The sequence below is a fragment of the Psychromonas sp. SA13A genome (assembly GCF_011378715.1).
Classification (GTDB): Bacteria; Pseudomonadota; Gammaproteobacteria; order Enterobacterales; family Psychromonadaceae; genus Psychromonas.
The window spans coordinates 85,104-101,341 of the sequence record NZ_WTKU01000009.1; the positions used below are offsets into that span (position 1 = coordinate 85,104).

The window sequence follows — 16,238 nt, forward strand, 5'->3', positions numbered from 1 at the left end:
CAATTACAGTTATAGCTGACCAATTAAAGGTAAAAAAATGACAGAGCACGACCAGTCTGCGACAGATAATGGAACAGAAGAAAACAGCATTGAAAGCACTAAAGAAAAATATATTCGTAAAATTCGTTCTTTTGTAAAGCGCGAAGGCCGAATGACCAAACGTCAGCAAACTGCGATCGATGATTTGTGGCCAACAATGGGTGTTGATTACCAAGAGAAGCAATTAAACTTCACTGAATTGTTCGGTAACGATAACCCAGTGGTATTAGAAATTGGTTTTGGTATGGGCAAGTCATTAATTGAAATGGCCTTAAATGCACCAGAGAAAAACTTTCTAGGTATTGAAGTACATGGGCCAGGCGTTGGTGCATGTTTAGCGGATGCTGGTGAAGCGGGCGTAACTAATTTACGCGTGATGAATCATGATGCCGTTGAAGTATTAGAGTTTATGATCCCTGACCAAAGCTTATCGACGTTTCAATTATATTTTCCAGATCCATGGCATAAAGCGCGTCATCATAAACGCCGTATCGTGCAATCTGAGTTTATTGAAAACATGCGTCCTAAATTAGCGATTGGTGGTGTTATTCACATGGCAACTGATTGGGAAAATTACGCAGAACATATGTTAGAAGTATTACAAGCAGCGACCAACTTCAAAAACATTAGTTCAGAAGGTGATTACGCACCTCGTCCGGATTGGCGTCCGCTAACTAAATTTGAATCTCGTGGTCATCGTTTAGGTCATGGCGTATGGGATTTATTGTTTGAGCGTGTTAGCTAAGAAAGTTATTTTTAGCGGTTGAGTACGGTCATTCTAGTTGGAAATACGCACCATCTAATTGGAAACTAACAATCTAGCTGGAAACTCCAAACAACTATTTATTAAGCGAATATTGTGAAAACAGTATTCGCTTTTTTTATGCATAAATTATTGAAAGTTTTTGTCATTATCTATAAAAACTAATTTAGAGCACTTTTTGATTTACGTTATTTTTACGTTTAATGAATATAGTCTTTTTAACTACGATTTGATTTTAAAAGTAATTAGCTGTCCAAGAAAAAAGTGTCCCTCTAATTTTTAGTCATCTCTCACTAAAAAATTAGAGGTGATAACTTACCCTGAAAGAATGGGGGAGTTGCCTATAAAATATAGATATATAAAAAAGTGATAATAATTTATCTGTTGTCTGCAGGGAGTGGTATATCTCTGAAAGCCTATGAATTAAGGTGTTCTATAAACATAAGAGAGCTAATGTGTTAATGAATGCGATGTTAAAGAGTTGTAAAAATTTAAAGTGTAGCGATATTTTTTTGATGCTAATAATGTAAATTAGTGTAACTTTAAGATTAAAATCAGATGAAGAAGGGCGTGTCACTTGGCAAAATCATTCACAGCACCTATTTTTCACGTCTTTATTATAATTTTTACAGTAAGCTTCGTTTTTAATGCAAGTGCAAGTGCAAATGAAAATGCATTAAGCAACCCCAAAGCCGATGAAATTTATAACTTGTTAGAAACTGGCTATTTTATATCTGATGAAAATAACCGTGAGTTACTCGACAAGTACAAAGCTATTTTGGCTGCAGATGATGTTACTCGGCAAAAACGCTATATCCGCCTAAATTGTTGGAATTTGCCTGAGGAAACAACAGAAGATATCCAAGCTGCTATCAGTTATGCAGATAAATACCTGCAAATATTCATGCACTCTTCAACATCACCGGTTCAAATTGATTTGCAATATTGCAAAACTTGGTATCTGCATATACTGGGTGAAAATGAAGGAGTCGTTGCCCAAATTGATACCGCTATTAAACATGCTTACCAGATAGAAAATCCTCGTTTAATTGCCGACGGTCGAAGTATTAGAGGTTCAATATTGTCTTATCTAGGCAATTTTACTGATGCACTTGAAGATTTGATTGTTGCGCAAAATATATATGAATCGCTTAACTTACCTTATCAGGCTAATAATAATTTAGCTGAGTTAGCAAATAGTTATCGCCGTTTTGGGGATGTTAAAACGGCACTTAAATACCAAATAATATTAGAGCAGATTTATCTAAAGAATAAGAATTTTTACGATGCGAATATGATAACTAATGATATTGCGCTTTCTTTAGAAAAACTCGAACATTACGAAGAAGCCATATTGCGTTTTCAAAAAGTTCATGACTTTTGGTTAGCAAAAGATGATCCATTGAATGCTGTTGACGCGACTATTAGTATTGCCGCTAACTTAATCAGTTTAGGTAGGCTGAAAGAAGCTGATCAATTTCTGCTACAAGCACAGCAAATAGTAAAGCCGGGCAATGATGATATATACAGTTACCTTAACTTCTTTCTGGCTCAACTTCATTACAAGCAAGCAAATTATGAGCAGGCAATAAAAAATATTCTTATTGCTGAAAAATCATTTGAATTGAGTGACCATATTCGTGGAACGCTTGATACGTTGCGTCTAAAGAGCAATATTTATGAAGCTTCTGGTCATTGGTCACTTGCTTATCAAGCATTAAATGAATTTATCACCAGACATTTATTAATAGATGAAAAGGTTTTTACTGAACGTAATGCGAAGATGCAAACACAGTTTGATACAAACAAAATTAAAACTGAAAATGAAGTACTTATTCAACGATCTAAAGATAAAGAAAGGCAATTAGATATATTGCAGAGTAACGAAAAAATGCAAGTCATCATTTTAATTTTGGTTTTTATTATTTTAGTGATTGCATTGATCTTCGCTTATAAGCAATTAAAAAGTAAACAACAATTTAAATACCTAGCCTGCACCGATGAACTTACCAAGCTTGTAAATAGACGTGAAATTTATGTACAAGGCAATCAATTTTTAAACCAAGCTAAGGAATCTGCAACACCGTTTTCAATTATCTCATTTGATGCCGATCATTTTAAAAACGTTAATGATACTTTTGGACATGATATGGGCGATAAAGTACTCACAAAAATTGCCTTAATTAGTAAAAGTATGATGCGAGATTCAGATGTAGTCGGTCGTATCGGCGGTGAAGAGTTTGTGGTGTTATTGCCTAATATCGATAAAACTAAAGCGATAGAAATCGCTAATAGGTTAGTTGAGAACATTGCTAAGTATGACTGGTCAACTATTTCACCTAATTTACAGCAAACCGTTAGTGCGGGCGTCGCTGATTATAGTGATGAAGAAGATTTATCGCCATTACTGATCAAAGCAGATAAAGCTCTCTATTGTGCAAAATCTGCGGGACGCAATTGCGTTAAAGTTAAGTAAATCAAAGCAGGGAGTACTGTATTTACATTAATTATTTATCTGAAATTTTAAAGTGCCGAAAGAGCTTATTAGTATAATGATCTAGATCAATAGAGTGTTTGAAAGGCTGATATTTTTGTATTTATGTTAGGTAAATACACAATCAGTTATGCGTTCAGTACTAATATTATAAAGAGGCAAATAACTGAGGAGGAAACAGATGAGCTACCGTCATATTTTAGTTGCTATCGATTTCGACGAGGGGAGCCAGAATGTTCTTGAAAAAGCGGTCAATCTGGCTAAAGCATTAAATGCTAAGTTATCTTTAGTCCATTCCAACAGGCAAATGTTTCATGAGTCTGGATACGGTGGGTTAATTGATATAGAGCTTGCAGGGTTGGAGTTTGAGAATCCAAGTTCGAAAGAACTGAGTGATAAATTGGGGACTTTTTCCGCTGATATTGGTTACCCTATTGAACGTAAGTTTATCGTTGAAGGGGACATCAGTCATAGTTTAGAGAAACCGGTTAAAGAAGCGGGTATAGACTTGATCGTATGTGGTCATCACCATGATTTTTGGAGTCGATTAAGCCCATCTGCTAGTGGATTAATGAATTCTTCCACGGTTGACCTACTAGTCATCTCATTGGATGGATAAAGCTTTAATACTAATAGCAAATTACTTATCAATTACTTAGTAATCATTAAGCCATCACAGTTAACTCTGCTGGTGGCTTTTATTTTCTGAGATTTGTTTTCTGAGAGTTATTTTCTATATTTAGTTTCTGAAATGTATTTTCTATATTAAGTCACTGCGATGTATTTGCCATGATTTATCCGCAGCAATTTATTTATCAGTAATAAACATGCTCAATACCAATGTATCGAGCATGTTTTTTTATTGTCCTTTCAAAATCAATACCGACAAATTAATAGCGTTAACATTAGTTCGTAATCAACGCCATTATCCTTGTATCGATCTTTAACTACCGATCACACCACCATCCTCTTTACTGATCATGACAATGGTTGAGCGGGGTTTACTCGTATTACCATTAGGAAAGTGTCCACTTGGATGCTGTACTCCGACGAACATGGTTTTTTGATCTTCAGAGAAGGTTAAGCCTGTGATTTCACAACCAACTGGACCGGTTAAGAAACGACGTACTTCACCTGTTTTAGGATCGCCACATAACATTTGGTTATTACCCTGGCCTGCAAAGTCACCTTCATTTGAGTAATTGCCATCGGTTTGGATCCATAAACGTCCTGCTTTATCAAAGCCGATACCATCTGGGCTATTAAACATATTATCTTTATTAATATTGTGACTGCCTGCGTATAGGTTATCTTTATGGACGGTTGGATTACCAGCGATTAAGTATAAATCCCATTTAAAGGTTGCACTAGTGTGGTTATGATTTGTTGGTGCCCAGCGTACGATTTGACCGTAGTGGTTTTCGGCACGAGGGTTAGGGCCTTCAACATCTTGCCCTTCTTTTACGCCTCGATTTTTATTATTAGTTAAGGTACAGAAAACATGTTTTTTATCAGGATGAACAGCGACCCATTCTGGTCTGTCCATGGTAGTTGCGCCGACTTGTGTTGCTGCACGTCGTGCAAAAATCATAACTTCTGCTTGGCTATTAAAGCCATTTTCTTTGGTTAAGCCATTCATGCCGTAAGTGAGCTCTAACCACTGACCGTCACCCTCTAGCTTGTCTGCTTGCATTGCAAACTTAGCCACATAAAGCGTTCCTTCTTCAAGTAAGTTACGATTTTCGCTGTGGTTGCCTTCTTGGTATTTATTTTTAGTGACAAATTTATATAAATGCTCTCCACGCTCGTCGTCACCAAGGTAAACAACAACATGACCATCATCATTAACCACTAATGCGGCATTCTCATGTTTAAAGCGCCCCAAAGCAGTACGTTTTAATGGCGTTGAAGTAGGATCGTTTGGATCAATTTCAACCACCCAACCATGGCGGTTAGGTTCATTTGGGTTTTGAGCAAGGTCAAAGCGTGGATCAAAGTTATGCCATTGATATTTACTTTGCTCTGCTTTAATTCCATAACGTTTATCATCAGCTGTTAATGGCACATTAGCTTCTGCACCAAAGAACCCATTAAAATTCTCTTCACAGGTTAAATAAGTTCCCCAAGGTGTTTCACCGTTCGCACAGTTGTTGAAGGTACCTAATACCTTTTTACCCGTTGGGTCTGCTTTGGTTTTTAATAAATCGTGGCCTGCAGCTGGCCCTGTCACTAACATTTCAGTATTGGCTGTAATACGGCGATTTGCTTTGCCGTCTTTATCCATCGTCCATTGACCATTCTGTTTAGTGATTTCTACTATGGTTATACCCACTGCAGCTTGTGCTTTTTTAACATCCTCAGCGGTCATTGCTTTACCTTGATGTGCAAACAGATACTCATAATTAGTGTATTCATTGTTCACCGCAAGAATAGCGCGATCTTTGGAAAGCGGGAAAATACTCATGCCATCGGTATTATCACCAAATTGTACCGCTTGGGCTGCTGAATCTTGTTGACCATTTGCATTAAAAGCCGGTGCATTATTGAAAATAGGATCTCCCCATGACATTAAGTTGCTCACACTGTAGCCTTTTGGCACCACAATACTGTCACTTGTTGAAGTCGGAATAGCGGTAAAGTTTAATAGAGTGCTATCCATCGTTGCCGCCACTGCTTTCGCGACAGGGTTGAGTGCTAAAAATGCACCTGCACCGACTGCTGCTGAAGCAAATAAAAAATTACGGCGAGATAAACGAGCATCAACCATTTTACTGAAATCAGTTTCTTTTTCTAAAAAATGCGACATTAGACTTCCTTATTCTGGGGGGAGTATTTATTCAATGTGCAGTAGCCTAAAGGACCTGTATGACAGCTTTATTACACTTCAAAAATTTTACAGCCGACTTAAATAACCTTAGCCTAATATTAAAAAGTCCAATATTGAAAGTGCAATATTTAAAGCCCAATAAAAAAGTGGGGTAATAACGTTATTTTTTATACCAGCAGTTAAACCAAGATTGCTTGCTCAACGTATTCATTTTTTAAATAACAGTGTGGGTTCGTTTTGCTTATGCAGGACGCAGGTTAAATATTAAGGTAGAAATTTGAATGACAGTATTTAGTGAAAGTGAAGAGTCTAGAGTGATAGAAATGGCCTGGGAAGATAGAACCCCGTTTGAAGCGATTAAACAAGAGTTTGGTCTTGATGAGCAAGGCGTCATCAAACTCATGCGTAATAAAATGAAAGCGGGTAGCTTTAAATTATGGCGTCGCCGTGTCAGCGGTCGCAAAAGTAAGCACCTTAAGTTAAGGTCACCTGAGATAAGTCGAGCCTATTGCCCTACACAATATAAGCAGCGTTGATATAAACAACATTAATTCGTTTTACTTTTAATGCTGTGTGAATAATTGTGCCGACTGGCTTTCTAAAAAGCGTGTGCCAATTTCATATCCCATTTGATAATCTGCCGCTAATGCTTGATCGCTGCTTCCCAACAAGCGGCTAGATAGCTTGTTAGCGGGCGCTATTTCAATAATCTGAGTATCTGCTGGTGGTTGATGTATAAAGTCTACTGCTTCGCTGTAGGCATTCTCATGTCCTGTAATTAAATCTAATACACGAGGGCAGCGTTGTGTTTTACATACCCAAGATTTGATCTTATGTGCCCATGGAGAATGTGCACTTTGATCGGTTGGAACGGTTCTAATTACTATTATTTTTTTAGCGCCGCGTTGATAAGCCTCTTGAATGGGTATTGGTAGTGCAACACCACCATCGACATAATAATTTCCATCAATCGCAACCCCTTTTTTATATAAATAAGGTAACGCGCTGGATGCTTTAAGCATTGTTAACCAACTGTCTGCTGTTGGTTCAAGCAACGCAGGGCGAAAGCCATTAGTGTTGGTTGCAGAGAAAAGCAGCTGACGATGTTGCAGTTGAGCTTGTGCACAGTTTAAATTAAGTTGGTATTCAGGCTCTTGAGCCTTATTAAAATACCAATCAAGATCAACCGTATGCCCGCCTAAAAATGAACGCTTCATATTAAAGAATTCTGGGTGCTTTGATAACTGCATTATTGAACGTTTAGCGTAACCCGATTGCTGAGTGAGATAAGCTGATAAATTTTGTGCACCTGCTGATGTTCCAATTAGTAATGCAAAGGGATTAAAGTCATGTGCTAACCAACTGTCTAATACTCCTGCTGTAAAAATACCTCGTTGTCCTCCTCCTTCAACCACTAGCGCAGTACCTTCAATTGGCAAGGGTGCAGAGCAATTACCAACTTTCATCGGTGAGTGGTTTTTAGACAAAGTATTATTAGTGAGTTGGTTCATTATTTCTCCAAGGTTATGTCCTAATAATTTATCCTTTTATAAGAGTTAGGTTAAATCGTTTATTGTCATTAGTGCAATAGCCAAAGACTATGTTACTAAATCTGCTGATTTTTTGTGGCAGGTCACTACTTAAGTGAGTTTGACGACTTTATGGATCGAATAGATTGCTAAAAATATTCGCTTAGGTAATCTACGCGTTTAATAATTACTTAACCTAATAGAAGAACATTATGAAACCGTCTAAGTTAACCCCTTACCGCCTGCCGCTAACAATACTTGTCTTTTTTATTGCCTATTCTCTACTGACACGTACGCCATTATTTGTTATTCCATCGGCGATCAGCCTTATGATTGGTGACATTTTTTCTGCTTTTGATGGTGCAAAAGAAGGGGAGCAAATTGCCTTGATTTTGGCTATTTTACTGTGTGTATTTGCTCATTTTGGTTCTGGTAAATATATGAAGGTCGATGATCAAGCTAATAAAAAGGGCTTACTGAAAGGCATTGGTATGGTGATTCTGATCACCGCTGCTTACATTTACAATATTGTGCAATAACACTCATTAATAGAATTGCTTGATGGCATTCTTTAACGGCATTGTTTAAGGACATTATTTAATAATATTGCTTAAGGGTGCTGTCTAAAGGCAATGTTTAATTGCTATGTCCAATTGCTATGTCCAATTGCTATGTTCAATCGCTATGTTTAATCTAAATTTTCAAGAATATGGCGCTGCCAAAGGAAGTTTGTAACAAGTATTTACGAGCTTAATAAAGGAGGGCAGTGTCGAAGCTTGTATTCACTTGGGTTCATACCAAAGAACTTTTTAAAGCTGCGGCTAAAGTGACTGGTATTTAGGTAACCTGTCGCAAAACAGACTTGTGTTACTGATTTATTCTTTCTTAATAAGTCGGCTGCTTTTTTAAGACGTAGTTGAAATAGAAACTCTCGTGGCGTGCTCCCTATTACCTGTTTAAATTCGTTAAAAAACTTAGTGCGACTCATGCATGAAATTTTACTCAAACTATCTATATTAATCTCTTCTCTTAAGTTTTTATGTAAATGATCAATGACGCTATTAATACCGTTATGATCGGGCTGAGCTAAACTGTGGCAAATAATAAAGTCACGGGTTTGGTGTCGCAGTAAGCGTGTAATTAACTCACTCACCGCCAAATCAATCATAAAGCTTCTGTCTTGATGGTTTTCGCTAAATATACCTATCATGCGGTCCAGTAATGCTTGAGTCTGAGTATTATGGTGAGTGTGCATTAATTTATTGTCATAGCGCCATTCTTGTTCGTAAACTGAAAGTGGCGCGCTATTATTCAATTGCTTACAAATCTTCTTTATACGTTTCTGGCTTATTTCGATAGCGATACATGTAGTAGGGCTGTCAATCGTTGCCGTAGGAAAGTCTATTTCAACCATGCGATTAGGGGCAATAATAAAGGATTCGTGCGGTAAAAAATGCGTTTCAAAATCACGCTGATTATTGTGCATTATTTTTTTACCCGTCAACATTCCACAAAACATGAGTTGATCAGAAACCAGTTCAATATTGGTTGCCTGCTCAAAAGTGTCATAAACACTCAACTCAGCTTGCTCTCCAGCAAAGGATATTTTGCTTTCTATTAAGACTTGATGTGCTTTACGTTGCTTATTAAGGCTTTCACTTATCATAAATATCATTCTCTTTAGATTTGGAACTGACAGTCAACAATTGTGAATTTACAGTCACGCAGACTACAAATTAATGAATATGATAACTATTACACAATGGAGTGAAAATAACTGAGAGGTGTTCATGATTTATCCAAATCCTGGTTCAATGGAATCGACAGTGGTCTTTAAAGCACAATACAATAACTATATCGGCGGGCAGTGGGTTGCGCCGGTTAATGGTAAGTATTACACCAACAAGACACCTGTAACCGGAGATGATGTTTGTGAAGTTGCGCGTTCTGACGGAGACGATATTGAACTTGCGTTAGATGCAGCGCACCAAGCGAAAGAAGCATGGGGTAATACCTCGGTGACTGAGCGCTCTAATATATTATTGAAAATAGCAGATCGTATTGAAGCAAATTTAGAGTTGTTGGCGTTAGTAGAAACATGGGATAACGGCAAATGTATTCGTGAAACCATGGGCGCAGATGTACCGCTAGCCGTTGATCATTTTAGATATTTTGCAGGTTGTATTCGTGCTCAAGAAGGCTCTATTGGTGAAATAGATCAAAATACCGTCGCCTATCATTTCCATGAACCATTAGGCGTGGTGGGGCAAATTATCCCTTGGAATTTCCCATTATTAATGGCGGCTTGGAAAATCCCACCAGCATTAGCCGCTGGTAACTGCATAGTTTTAAAACCTGCGGAACAAACCCCTCTTTCTATCTTATTCTTGATGGAGCTGATCTGTGATCTGTTACCGCCTGGTGTATTAAATATAGTTAATGGCTTTGGTGCAGAAGCAGGGCAAGCTTTAGCCACATCAACGCGTATTGCTAAGATTGCTTTTACTGGTTCAAGCCCAGTTGGTAAACATATTTTGAAATGTGCAGCGGAAAATATGATCCCTTCGACCGTAGAGTTAGGCGGGAAATCACCTAATATTTTCTTTGCAGATATTATGAATCACGAAGATACTTATATTGATAAATGTGTTGAAGGTGCGACTTTAGCATTCTTTAACCAAGGTGAGGTTTGTACTTCCCCATCACGTTTATTGGTGGAAGAGTCAATTGCCGATGAATTTATTAAACGTCTTATTGCACGAACCAAAGCAATTATTCAAGGTAATCCGCTTAACACCGAGAGTCAGGTTGGAGCACAAGTCTCTAAAGCCCAATATGACAAAATTCTTTCGTATATTGATATCGGTCGTGAAGAGGGCGCTGAAGTACTTGCAGGTGGTGCCATTGAAAACGTAGAAGGGGCTCATGCAGGTTTTTACATTCAGCCAACGTTATTAAAAGGGACCAATGATATGCGCGTGTTCCAAGAAGAAATTTTTGGACCGGTGATCAGTGTAACAACCTTTAAAGATGAAGCCCATGCATTGGAAATTGCTAATGACACACAGTTTGGTTTAGGAGCCGGATTATGGACGCGCGATAGTAACCGAGCTTACCGAATGGGCCGAGGTATTAAAGCCGGTCGTGTATGGACAAACTGTTACCACTTATATCCTGCACACGCCGCATTTGGTGGTTACAAGCAATCGGGAATAGGGCGAGAAAATCACAAAATGATGTTAGAACATTATCAACAAACGAAAAATATGTTGATCAGCTACGATATTAACCCAATGGGATTCTTCTAATCATTATTGCGCTTAATTGAGTTTGAATTAACTATTCAATGAACCTACCTTAATCAATAAAAGCGATTGAATAATCTATTCACTCGCTTTTATTTAAGTTTTATTAAACTAAAAATCGCTGGTGGTCAGTGTAAACAGCTGAGTCTAATAGTAACTTGCCATTTTAATGTTTAAAAAATAACTAATTATATTTGTTAAGTCATTGCTTTCTATGTAATTAAAATTTCGCGATCTAATACTTTTATAATATTTGCACTATGTCGGTGCTAAAAATAACCATATTGGGTACATTGCTGTACAATAAGCCGCCAGAATAAACGCTAGCGAGAAGTAAAGCAGGGATGAAAGAAACAAAAATGGAGGTGTTAAACCGCCAAGGTGAATCCATGGAAGTGGATAAAGGATACCGCTTTGGGTACCCCTTTTTTAGCTTACTCGTATTTATAAAACAGACATGTTTAGAAGATAAAAACCGTAATTGCCCTGAACTGCAATGTGATATTTTTTATCGCGATATTATGAATTACGGCTTTCTTGATTCTCATAATCAGCATATGGCCGATGGTCGTTTTGACCTTGCTGCTAAAAACCTCAATGCCATGCATTATATCTCTATCGATGCACTGACGGGTCTACGTAAAAAAGAATATTTACAACGTAAATTAACCAGCCTCGAAAACCAAGTATATTACGATGAAGTTTCAGATTTTTCATTAATTATGTGTGACTTAGATAAGTTTAAAGTGATCAATGATAACTTCGGACACAGTGTGGGTGACGATACGTTAACTTTATTTGGAGAACTAATTCGGGAGAGTATTCGACCTACAGATTATGCTTATCGTTTTGGTGGTGAAGAGTTTCTTATCTTACTGCCTAATAGTAACTTAGAAGAGGCGGTTTGCGTTGCAGAGCGCGTACGCATAACCATAGAAGATAGACTACAGCTGGGACACTACGGTTTAAGTCAGGTCACCGCCGTTGATATGCAAATATCGAATATTTCTGTACAGGAAGGGGAAGAAGCAAATGCTTTCTTTTTAGCGCGATCTGTTACTTGCAGTTTTGGCGTCTCTAATTACAGCGAGTGTGGGCAATCAACGGAACTACTCTTTACCCAAGCCGATGACAACCTCTATGTTGCGAAGAATAATGGGCGTAATCGCGTAGCGTATTAGTTTTGCTTTTTAGTTTCACATCTATTCATCTGAACGCAGCAAATCAATATTTCGCTTTACCCGCTATTTTACTTATTAGCGTAAAGTTCTGTTAACTGTTTAATGAAATTAACCTTGTTTGGTATTGATATTGGTATTGTGTTTATTGTTTGCTGGGTGAACCAAAAGGGTTTAATACCAACAGATAACGCGGGCTTAATGTCTTTCTCGAAGTTATCACCGACCATTGCTACTTCAGGTGCACTAATATTTAATTGATTAAGAATTGCATTTAAAAATGCAGGTGTGCCTTTTGATAGACCTAAATTAGCTTTGCAAAAGTAGCCCGAGATAAATTGATTTAAATCGACGCGTTCAAAGGCTTGTTGAATTTCTAATTCAGTGGAATCTGCGGCACCTGTTGCGATATATATCTTTGCATTTTTAGACAAAGCGGTAAGCGTTTCTTTAGCGCCTGAAACTGCTTCAACTACTTCCCAGTCATACATTTTTCCTACTGCATCGGGGAAATCAACCATCAACGTGTCACCCCAATCAAATAAATATACGTTTATCATCTTAACTCCATCTTTCATCTTTGATTCATATAAAGTTTTTGGTCACAATGTCGTTATCTAAGGCATGATTATTGACAATAAAAAAGCCTGCGGTTAAGCAGGCTCATTAACGTGGTTAATTAACTGGTTACGTCATTAGCTCGCACTATTCATTTGTTTAATAAACTTGTTTGATTCGGCAATTGATTCATTCATATCGTTCATTAGCTGCTGAATATCACGTTTTAGATTGGTGAATTCACCTTTGATTTCTGACACCGCTTGTGCGTTTAAATTATGTTTTAAGTATAAAACGTTATCGTTTAAAGAAGATAATACCGGCTCCATCTTGCTTTCGGCGTTGCGCATAGAGCGTAAAAGAGTGCTAAATTGACTCTTTGTTTCTGCTAGCTTTTGACTGCTTTGGCGTTTTAAAGATGCACTTTTATATTGCTCAAGCTCTTCGTTCCATTCATCAAATAATGCATTAGCCACCTCTTCCACTTTATCAATGTTAGTTGATACTTCGTTTGCTGCTTTTAGGCTTGACTGGTAATCATCGTTTAATGCATCGTAGGTCTTTTGTAGTTCGCCCCCTTTAAAGTCGATCAGGGTAGTTAGCCCTTCAAGTGCGGATTGAAACTCTTCTTGCGACTCTTGCTGTGACTCTTTTGTTTCTTCAACACGGTCAATAAGAATATCGCGCTTGTGAAGCCCGACCTTTTCCATTGCCGAGTAATAAACTGATTCACAACCTGATAATGTAAATGTTAGTGCAAGCAATGAAGCACATAATAGTGTCTTTTTTTTCATTTTAACTCCTGTTTATAAGCATCAATATTGTAAATTACGATGATAATCAAAGCACGATAATGACATGGATAATATGATCTCTCCTGGTAAACAGCAAGCTAAGTACTGGCGACTTAAGAGATCAAACTGATGATAATGAGGGGTAACATTCACTATTCATAAAGGAAAATGAATAGTCTGTGCGAAGGTTTATGCTCGGTAGTGTGGAAGGTTAGATACCTTTGTCTGCCCAACTAGGTAAATTACACCATAAAATAGGGTTCATGCTCAATTGCATGTAGGCATTCTTGTAAAGTTAGGTTTCGGTGCAATTCAAGCCATTTATCATTGTATCGCATATAAGATAGATTGAACTTTCCATCGCCTACATGCACCATTTTGGCAAATTTAATTTCAAAGCTAGGTGAAATTGCATTTTTTCCTGGGCTATTATGTTTAGAACAAAAATAAAAAGAATTCCCATGTCACTTAGTATATATATCGACAAGATAATTAGAGCTGCTTTCTGGAAGAGGTACTTTAACACTTCTTGGCTTCAAAATTTTATCTATTAATTTCTCTGCTTCTTTATCCAAAGCACTTTTAATTAAACTTGTAACCTTTACTGGCTTGGTTACTGAAGCCATCCATCTATTCATATCTGTAACTTCTCAATTATATTTAGGAACCGAATTATTTTTGCCTTCTCTGGAATCGCTTGTTTTTGATAATGAAATGTAGCGTTTCTAAATAATCTCATGCATCGACAAAAGCTTTCATTAGCTAAAAGTAAATCTACACCTTCATTTACAAAATTAAGTTCAATGTAACCTTTAATTACAACAAATATCAGACCATAAAATACTGATAAACGAGAAAATGAAGAATGCATTTCTTTAAATTGAAGCATTTCTTTAGGAAGATCTGATTTACTTCCAATAGGTGTCTAAATCACTTGTTTTACTGCATCTGTATTTAACCAATGTTTATGTGATGATATGAGTTTATCCGCACTGACTTCTGAAGGCCTGCGTCGTTTTAAGTTGTTAATTGCAGTTGGTTAAAATGTGCGAGGCACAAACAGCAGTCAACTAACTTGCCCATCTTGAAAGCTCTTATATTATGTGCGAGTTTTAACTAGAGAGAGATACTTGCTTTCGCACTCAGAGAAAAGCGTGAATGAATTCATGCTATTACCGTAATTTTGAATTGTTAAGGTATCACCTTGCTGCAACGCACTTACTTCGATTTTTGAATTACGTGGCGATTCTGAGGCATACAACCCGGAGAATACAATTTGTTGGCCCTTTTTCATAAAAGTGCCTTTAGCCGATCGAGCATTTGTTTTAACTTTGTATACAAGCTGATTACCTTCTTGTGATAGCCCAACAACTAAGTTACATGATGATGGTTCCAAACTTTTGTAGTAAACAAAACTGGATTTAGGCAGCATAGAACACCCTGAAATGACGGTGAAACAAATGATCAAATAAAACAACTTTTTCAAATTACCTCCTAGTATATAACGCCCGCACAAACGGACAAACATTGTGGGTTATAATGTTAATCAAAATGGAATCTAATTAACTGTTTTTGTTGCGATTTGATGCACTTTTGTACGTCCAGCATGGACTAATGAGATGAAAGTCTTCTGTAGGAAGGTCACCATTTAATCACTTAGGTGATTAAACGCTAACTACTAGCGAATGGCAAGGGCTTATCCGTGAGGATGAGGCTAGTGGAGTCTGCTAGCATCCTTGTGAATAAAGAGGGGAGCTGATGAACAAGAGCATCATATGAGGCGTAGGCTAGAAGTGAGTCGGCACAAGACAATGAAACCATGTGATCTAATGACCACCGTAAATGATGCAGTGCAAAGAAAGTACATGCTCTTATCTGGGGAGATCGGCTTAACACGCGAGCGTTAACTAAGCTTGTTAATGTGGGATAGTAACGAGAAAACAGCTCTACAAACTCAATCTGTATTTACGAGGATAGGGAAATTATTTTCTGATCGCCAAGGGTTGCCAATTAACGATTGAGCTGATCATTGGATCCGCCGCCGACGGTGAATGTTTTTCTCATCAAGAAGTGGGGCGGTAATGGCGTAAACCAAGGACGAAATTGAGATCATTGATCAAACTGGGTGTCAGTGAATATTTAGCTATTTCTTGTGCCAGTGGGTTTATAAAAAGTACAAGTAGAAGACCTTGTCGTAGTTCGAAGATCAAAGGGATCAATATAGCGATCAGTAATGCGTTTTTAGCCTGACAAGGTTTGATGTCATTAAAGGATTTATGAATTCACATTCACTATTCATTATATGGTGAACCGTCTGCAGGGTGGTGGAGCTGGAGGCTAGATAGATTAGAAAAACTCGGTTTTAATCGTTTAATGTTGATTCGTCTGCGCTCACCCTGACAGCTAGCTATTTATTTGCAGTGCTTTCGCCCTGTCGGCGACATCCTTTCTTTTACCAGAAAAGAAAGGATGCAAAGAAACTGGCCACCGGAGCACTTTCTTATCCAAACGCTAATTGCCTTTCTTAACGCACCAGTTCATACAGCACATCCATGTGCTGAATGAACTTACAGCAAACGTCCTGTTTGCTGTTGCTGAAAGTCATTTATCGCTTGGGAAAGCTTTACGGTGGGGAAGTTGTAGCCACATTAAGCATCGTTTTTCTTGGGATTTGGTGGAAAGTTTTTTAAAAGTCAAAAAGCAAGGTTTGGCCCTTTTATAAAAACCGAGTTATTCTACAGCCTCAACGCT

General features: G+C 37.7%; 14 protein-coding genes. 7 read left to right on the plus strand and 7 right to left on the minus strand.

From position 1 onward, the window contains the following. The first annotated feature begins 37 nt into the window (after positions 1 to 37). The 3 genes from trmB to GQR44_RS10290 all read left to right on the plus strand — a co-directional run bounded on the left by trmB (position 38) and on the right by GQR44_RS10290 (position 3,915). Positions 38 to 784, plus strand: a complete 747-nt coding sequence (gene trmB, locus GQR44_RS10280; RefSeq protein WP_166371734.1) for a tRNA (guanosine(46)-N7)-methyltransferase TrmB — start codon at positions 38 to 40, stop codon at positions 782 to 784. A 595-nt stretch (positions 785 to 1,379) separates the two neighbouring features. Then, positions 1,380 to 3,278: a GGDEF domain-containing protein gene (locus tag GQR44_RS10285; protein ID WP_166371735.1), complete on the plus strand. Its 1,899-nt coding sequence runs from the start codon at positions 1,380 to 1,382 to the stop codon at positions 3,276 to 3,278. 199 nt (positions 3,279 to 3,477) lie between these two features. Further along, a complete protein-coding gene (locus tag GQR44_RS10290) occupies positions 3,478 to 3,915 on the plus strand; it encodes a universal stress protein (RefSeq protein ID WP_166371736.1) in 438 nt (145 codons plus the stop codon). Between the two features lie 324 nt (positions 3,916 to 4,239). On the opposite strand, the gene GQR44_RS10295 is transcribed toward GQR44_RS10290, so the two are convergent. Further along, entirely contained in the window at positions 4,240 to 6,102 is a 1,863-nt protein-coding gene (locus tag GQR44_RS10295; protein WP_166371737.1) for a PhoX family phosphatase, read from the minus strand. Positions 6,103 to 6,404: 302 nt separating this feature from the next. On the opposite strand from GQR44_RS10295, the gene GQR44_RS10300 reads away from it, so the two are divergent. Further along, complete coding sequence (locus GQR44_RS10300) at positions 6,405 to 6,659, plus strand: TIGR03643 family protein (protein ID WP_166371738.1); 255 nt, start codon at positions 6,405 to 6,407, stop codon at positions 6,657 to 6,659. Positions 6,660 to 6,686: 27 nt separating this feature from the next. Here GQR44_RS10300 and GQR44_RS10305 read toward each other — a convergent pair whose 3' ends face one another. Continuing rightward, the gene (locus GQR44_RS10305; protein WP_166371739.1) at positions 6,687 to 7,634 is read right to left on the minus strand and encodes a DUF6363 domain-containing protein; all 948 of its coding nucleotides are present in this window, start codon (positions 7,632 to 7,634) and stop codon (positions 6,687 to 6,689) included. A gap of 230 nt (positions 7,635 to 7,864) precedes the next feature. On the opposite strand from GQR44_RS10305, the gene GQR44_RS10310 reads away from it, so the two are divergent. Then, positions 7,865 to 8,191, plus strand: coding sequence for a hypothetical protein (locus GQR44_RS10310; protein ID WP_166371740.1), 327 nt, complete (start codon positions 7,865 to 7,867; stop codon positions 8,189 to 8,191). A 203-nt stretch (positions 8,192 to 8,394) separates the two neighbouring features. On the opposite strand, the gene GQR44_RS10315 is transcribed toward GQR44_RS10310, so the two are convergent. Further along, positions 8,395 to 9,318: a helix-turn-helix domain-containing protein gene (locus GQR44_RS10315; RefSeq protein WP_166371741.1), complete on the minus strand. Its 924-nt coding sequence runs from the start codon at positions 9,316 to 9,318 to the stop codon at positions 8,395 to 8,397. A gap of 124 nt (positions 9,319 to 9,442) precedes the next feature. Here GQR44_RS10315 and GQR44_RS10320 point away from each other — a divergent pair, with 124 nt between their 5' ends. Further along, positions 9,443 to 10,960 (plus strand): aldehyde dehydrogenase family protein, encoded by a 1,518-nt coding sequence (locus GQR44_RS10320; RefSeq protein ID WP_166371742.1) that lies wholly within the window; start codon positions 9,443 to 9,445, stop codon positions 10,958 to 10,960. A gap of 341 nt (positions 10,961 to 11,301) precedes the next feature. After that, positions 11,302 to 12,138 carry a GGDEF domain-containing protein gene (locus GQR44_RS10325; protein ID WP_240923616.1) on the plus strand — a complete coding sequence of 279 codons (837 nt, stop codon included), beginning with the start codon at positions 11,302 to 11,304 and terminating at the stop codon, positions 12,136 to 12,138. Positions 12,139 to 12,206: 68 nt separating this feature from the next. On the opposite strand, the gene GQR44_RS10330 is transcribed toward GQR44_RS10325, so the two are convergent. The 4 genes from GQR44_RS10330 to GQR44_RS10345 all read right to left on the minus strand — a co-directional run bounded on the left by GQR44_RS10330 (position 12,207) and on the right by GQR44_RS10345 (position 14,781). Continuing rightward, positions 12,207 to 12,695: an HAD-IA family hydrolase gene (locus GQR44_RS10330; RefSeq protein ID WP_166371743.1), complete on the minus strand. Its 489-nt coding sequence runs from the start codon at positions 12,693 to 12,695 to the stop codon at positions 12,207 to 12,209. A gap of 135 nt (positions 12,696 to 12,830) precedes the next feature. Then, on the minus strand, positions 12,831 to 13,487 hold the full coding sequence (locus tag GQR44_RS10335; protein ID WP_166371744.1) for a DUF2959 domain-containing protein: 657 nt from the start codon (positions 13,485 to 13,487) through the stop codon (positions 12,831 to 12,833). A gap of 464 nt (positions 13,488 to 13,951) precedes the next feature. Then, positions 13,952 to 14,125 carry a hypothetical protein gene (locus GQR44_RS10340; protein ID WP_166371745.1) on the minus strand — a complete coding sequence of 58 codons (174 nt, stop codon included), beginning with the start codon at positions 14,123 to 14,125 and terminating at the stop codon, positions 13,952 to 13,954. Positions 14,126 to 14,586: 461 nt separating this feature from the next. Continuing rightward, positions 14,587 to 14,781: a hypothetical protein gene (locus tag GQR44_RS10345; protein ID WP_166371676.1), complete on the minus strand. Its 195-nt coding sequence runs from the start codon at positions 14,779 to 14,781 to the stop codon at positions 14,587 to 14,589. Between the last annotated feature and the right edge of the window lie 1,457 nt (positions 14,782 to 16,238).

Excerpts from the sequence above, each read along its gene's own strand:
- trmB (WP_166371734.1), top strand. The coding sequence starts at position 38 with ATGACAGAGCACGACCAGTCTGCGACAGATAATGGAACAGAAGAAAAC.
- GQR44_RS10290 (WP_166371736.1), top strand. The coding sequence starts at position 3,478 with ATGAGCTACCGTCATATTTTAGTTGCTATCGATTTCGACGAGGGGAGC.
- GQR44_RS10295 (WP_166371737.1), bottom strand. The coding sequence starts at position 6,102 with ATGTCGCATTTTTTAGAAAAAGAAACTGATTTCAGTAAAATGGTTGAT.
- GQR44_RS10300 (WP_166371738.1), top strand. The coding sequence starts at position 6,405 with ATGACAGTATTTAGTGAAAGTGAAGAGTCTAGAGTGATAGAAATGGCC.
- GQR44_RS10305 (WP_166371739.1), bottom strand. The coding sequence starts at position 7,634 with ATGAACCAACTCACTAATAATACTTTGTCTAAAAACCACTCACCGATG.
- GQR44_RS10310 (WP_166371740.1), top strand. The coding sequence starts at position 7,865 with ATGAAACCGTCTAAGTTAACCCCTTACCGCCTGCCGCTAACAATACTT.
- GQR44_RS10315 (WP_166371741.1), bottom strand. The coding sequence starts at position 9,318 with ATGATAAGTGAAAGCCTTAATAAGCAACGTAAAGCACATCAAGTCTTA.
- GQR44_RS10320 (WP_166371742.1), top strand. The coding sequence starts at position 9,443 with ATGATTTATCCAAATCCTGGTTCAATGGAATCGACAGTGGTCTTTAAA.
- GQR44_RS10325 (WP_240923616.1), top strand. The coding sequence starts at position 11,302 with ATGAAAGAAACAAAAATGGAGGTGTTAAACCGCCAAGGTGAATCCATG.
- GQR44_RS10330 (WP_166371743.1), bottom strand. The coding sequence starts at position 12,695 with ATGATAAACGTATATTTATTTGATTGGGGTGACACGTTGATGGTTGAT.
- GQR44_RS10335 (WP_166371744.1), bottom strand. The coding sequence starts at position 13,487 with ATGAAAAAAAAGACACTATTATGTGCTTCATTGCTTGCACTAACATTT.
- GQR44_RS10340 (WP_166371745.1), bottom strand. The coding sequence starts at position 14,125 with ATGAATAGATGGATGGCTTCAGTAACCAAGCCAGTAAAGGTTACAAGT.
- GQR44_RS10345 (WP_166371676.1), bottom strand. The coding sequence starts at position 14,781 with ATGAAAAAGGGCCAACAAATTGTATTCTCCGGGTTGTATGCCTCAGAA.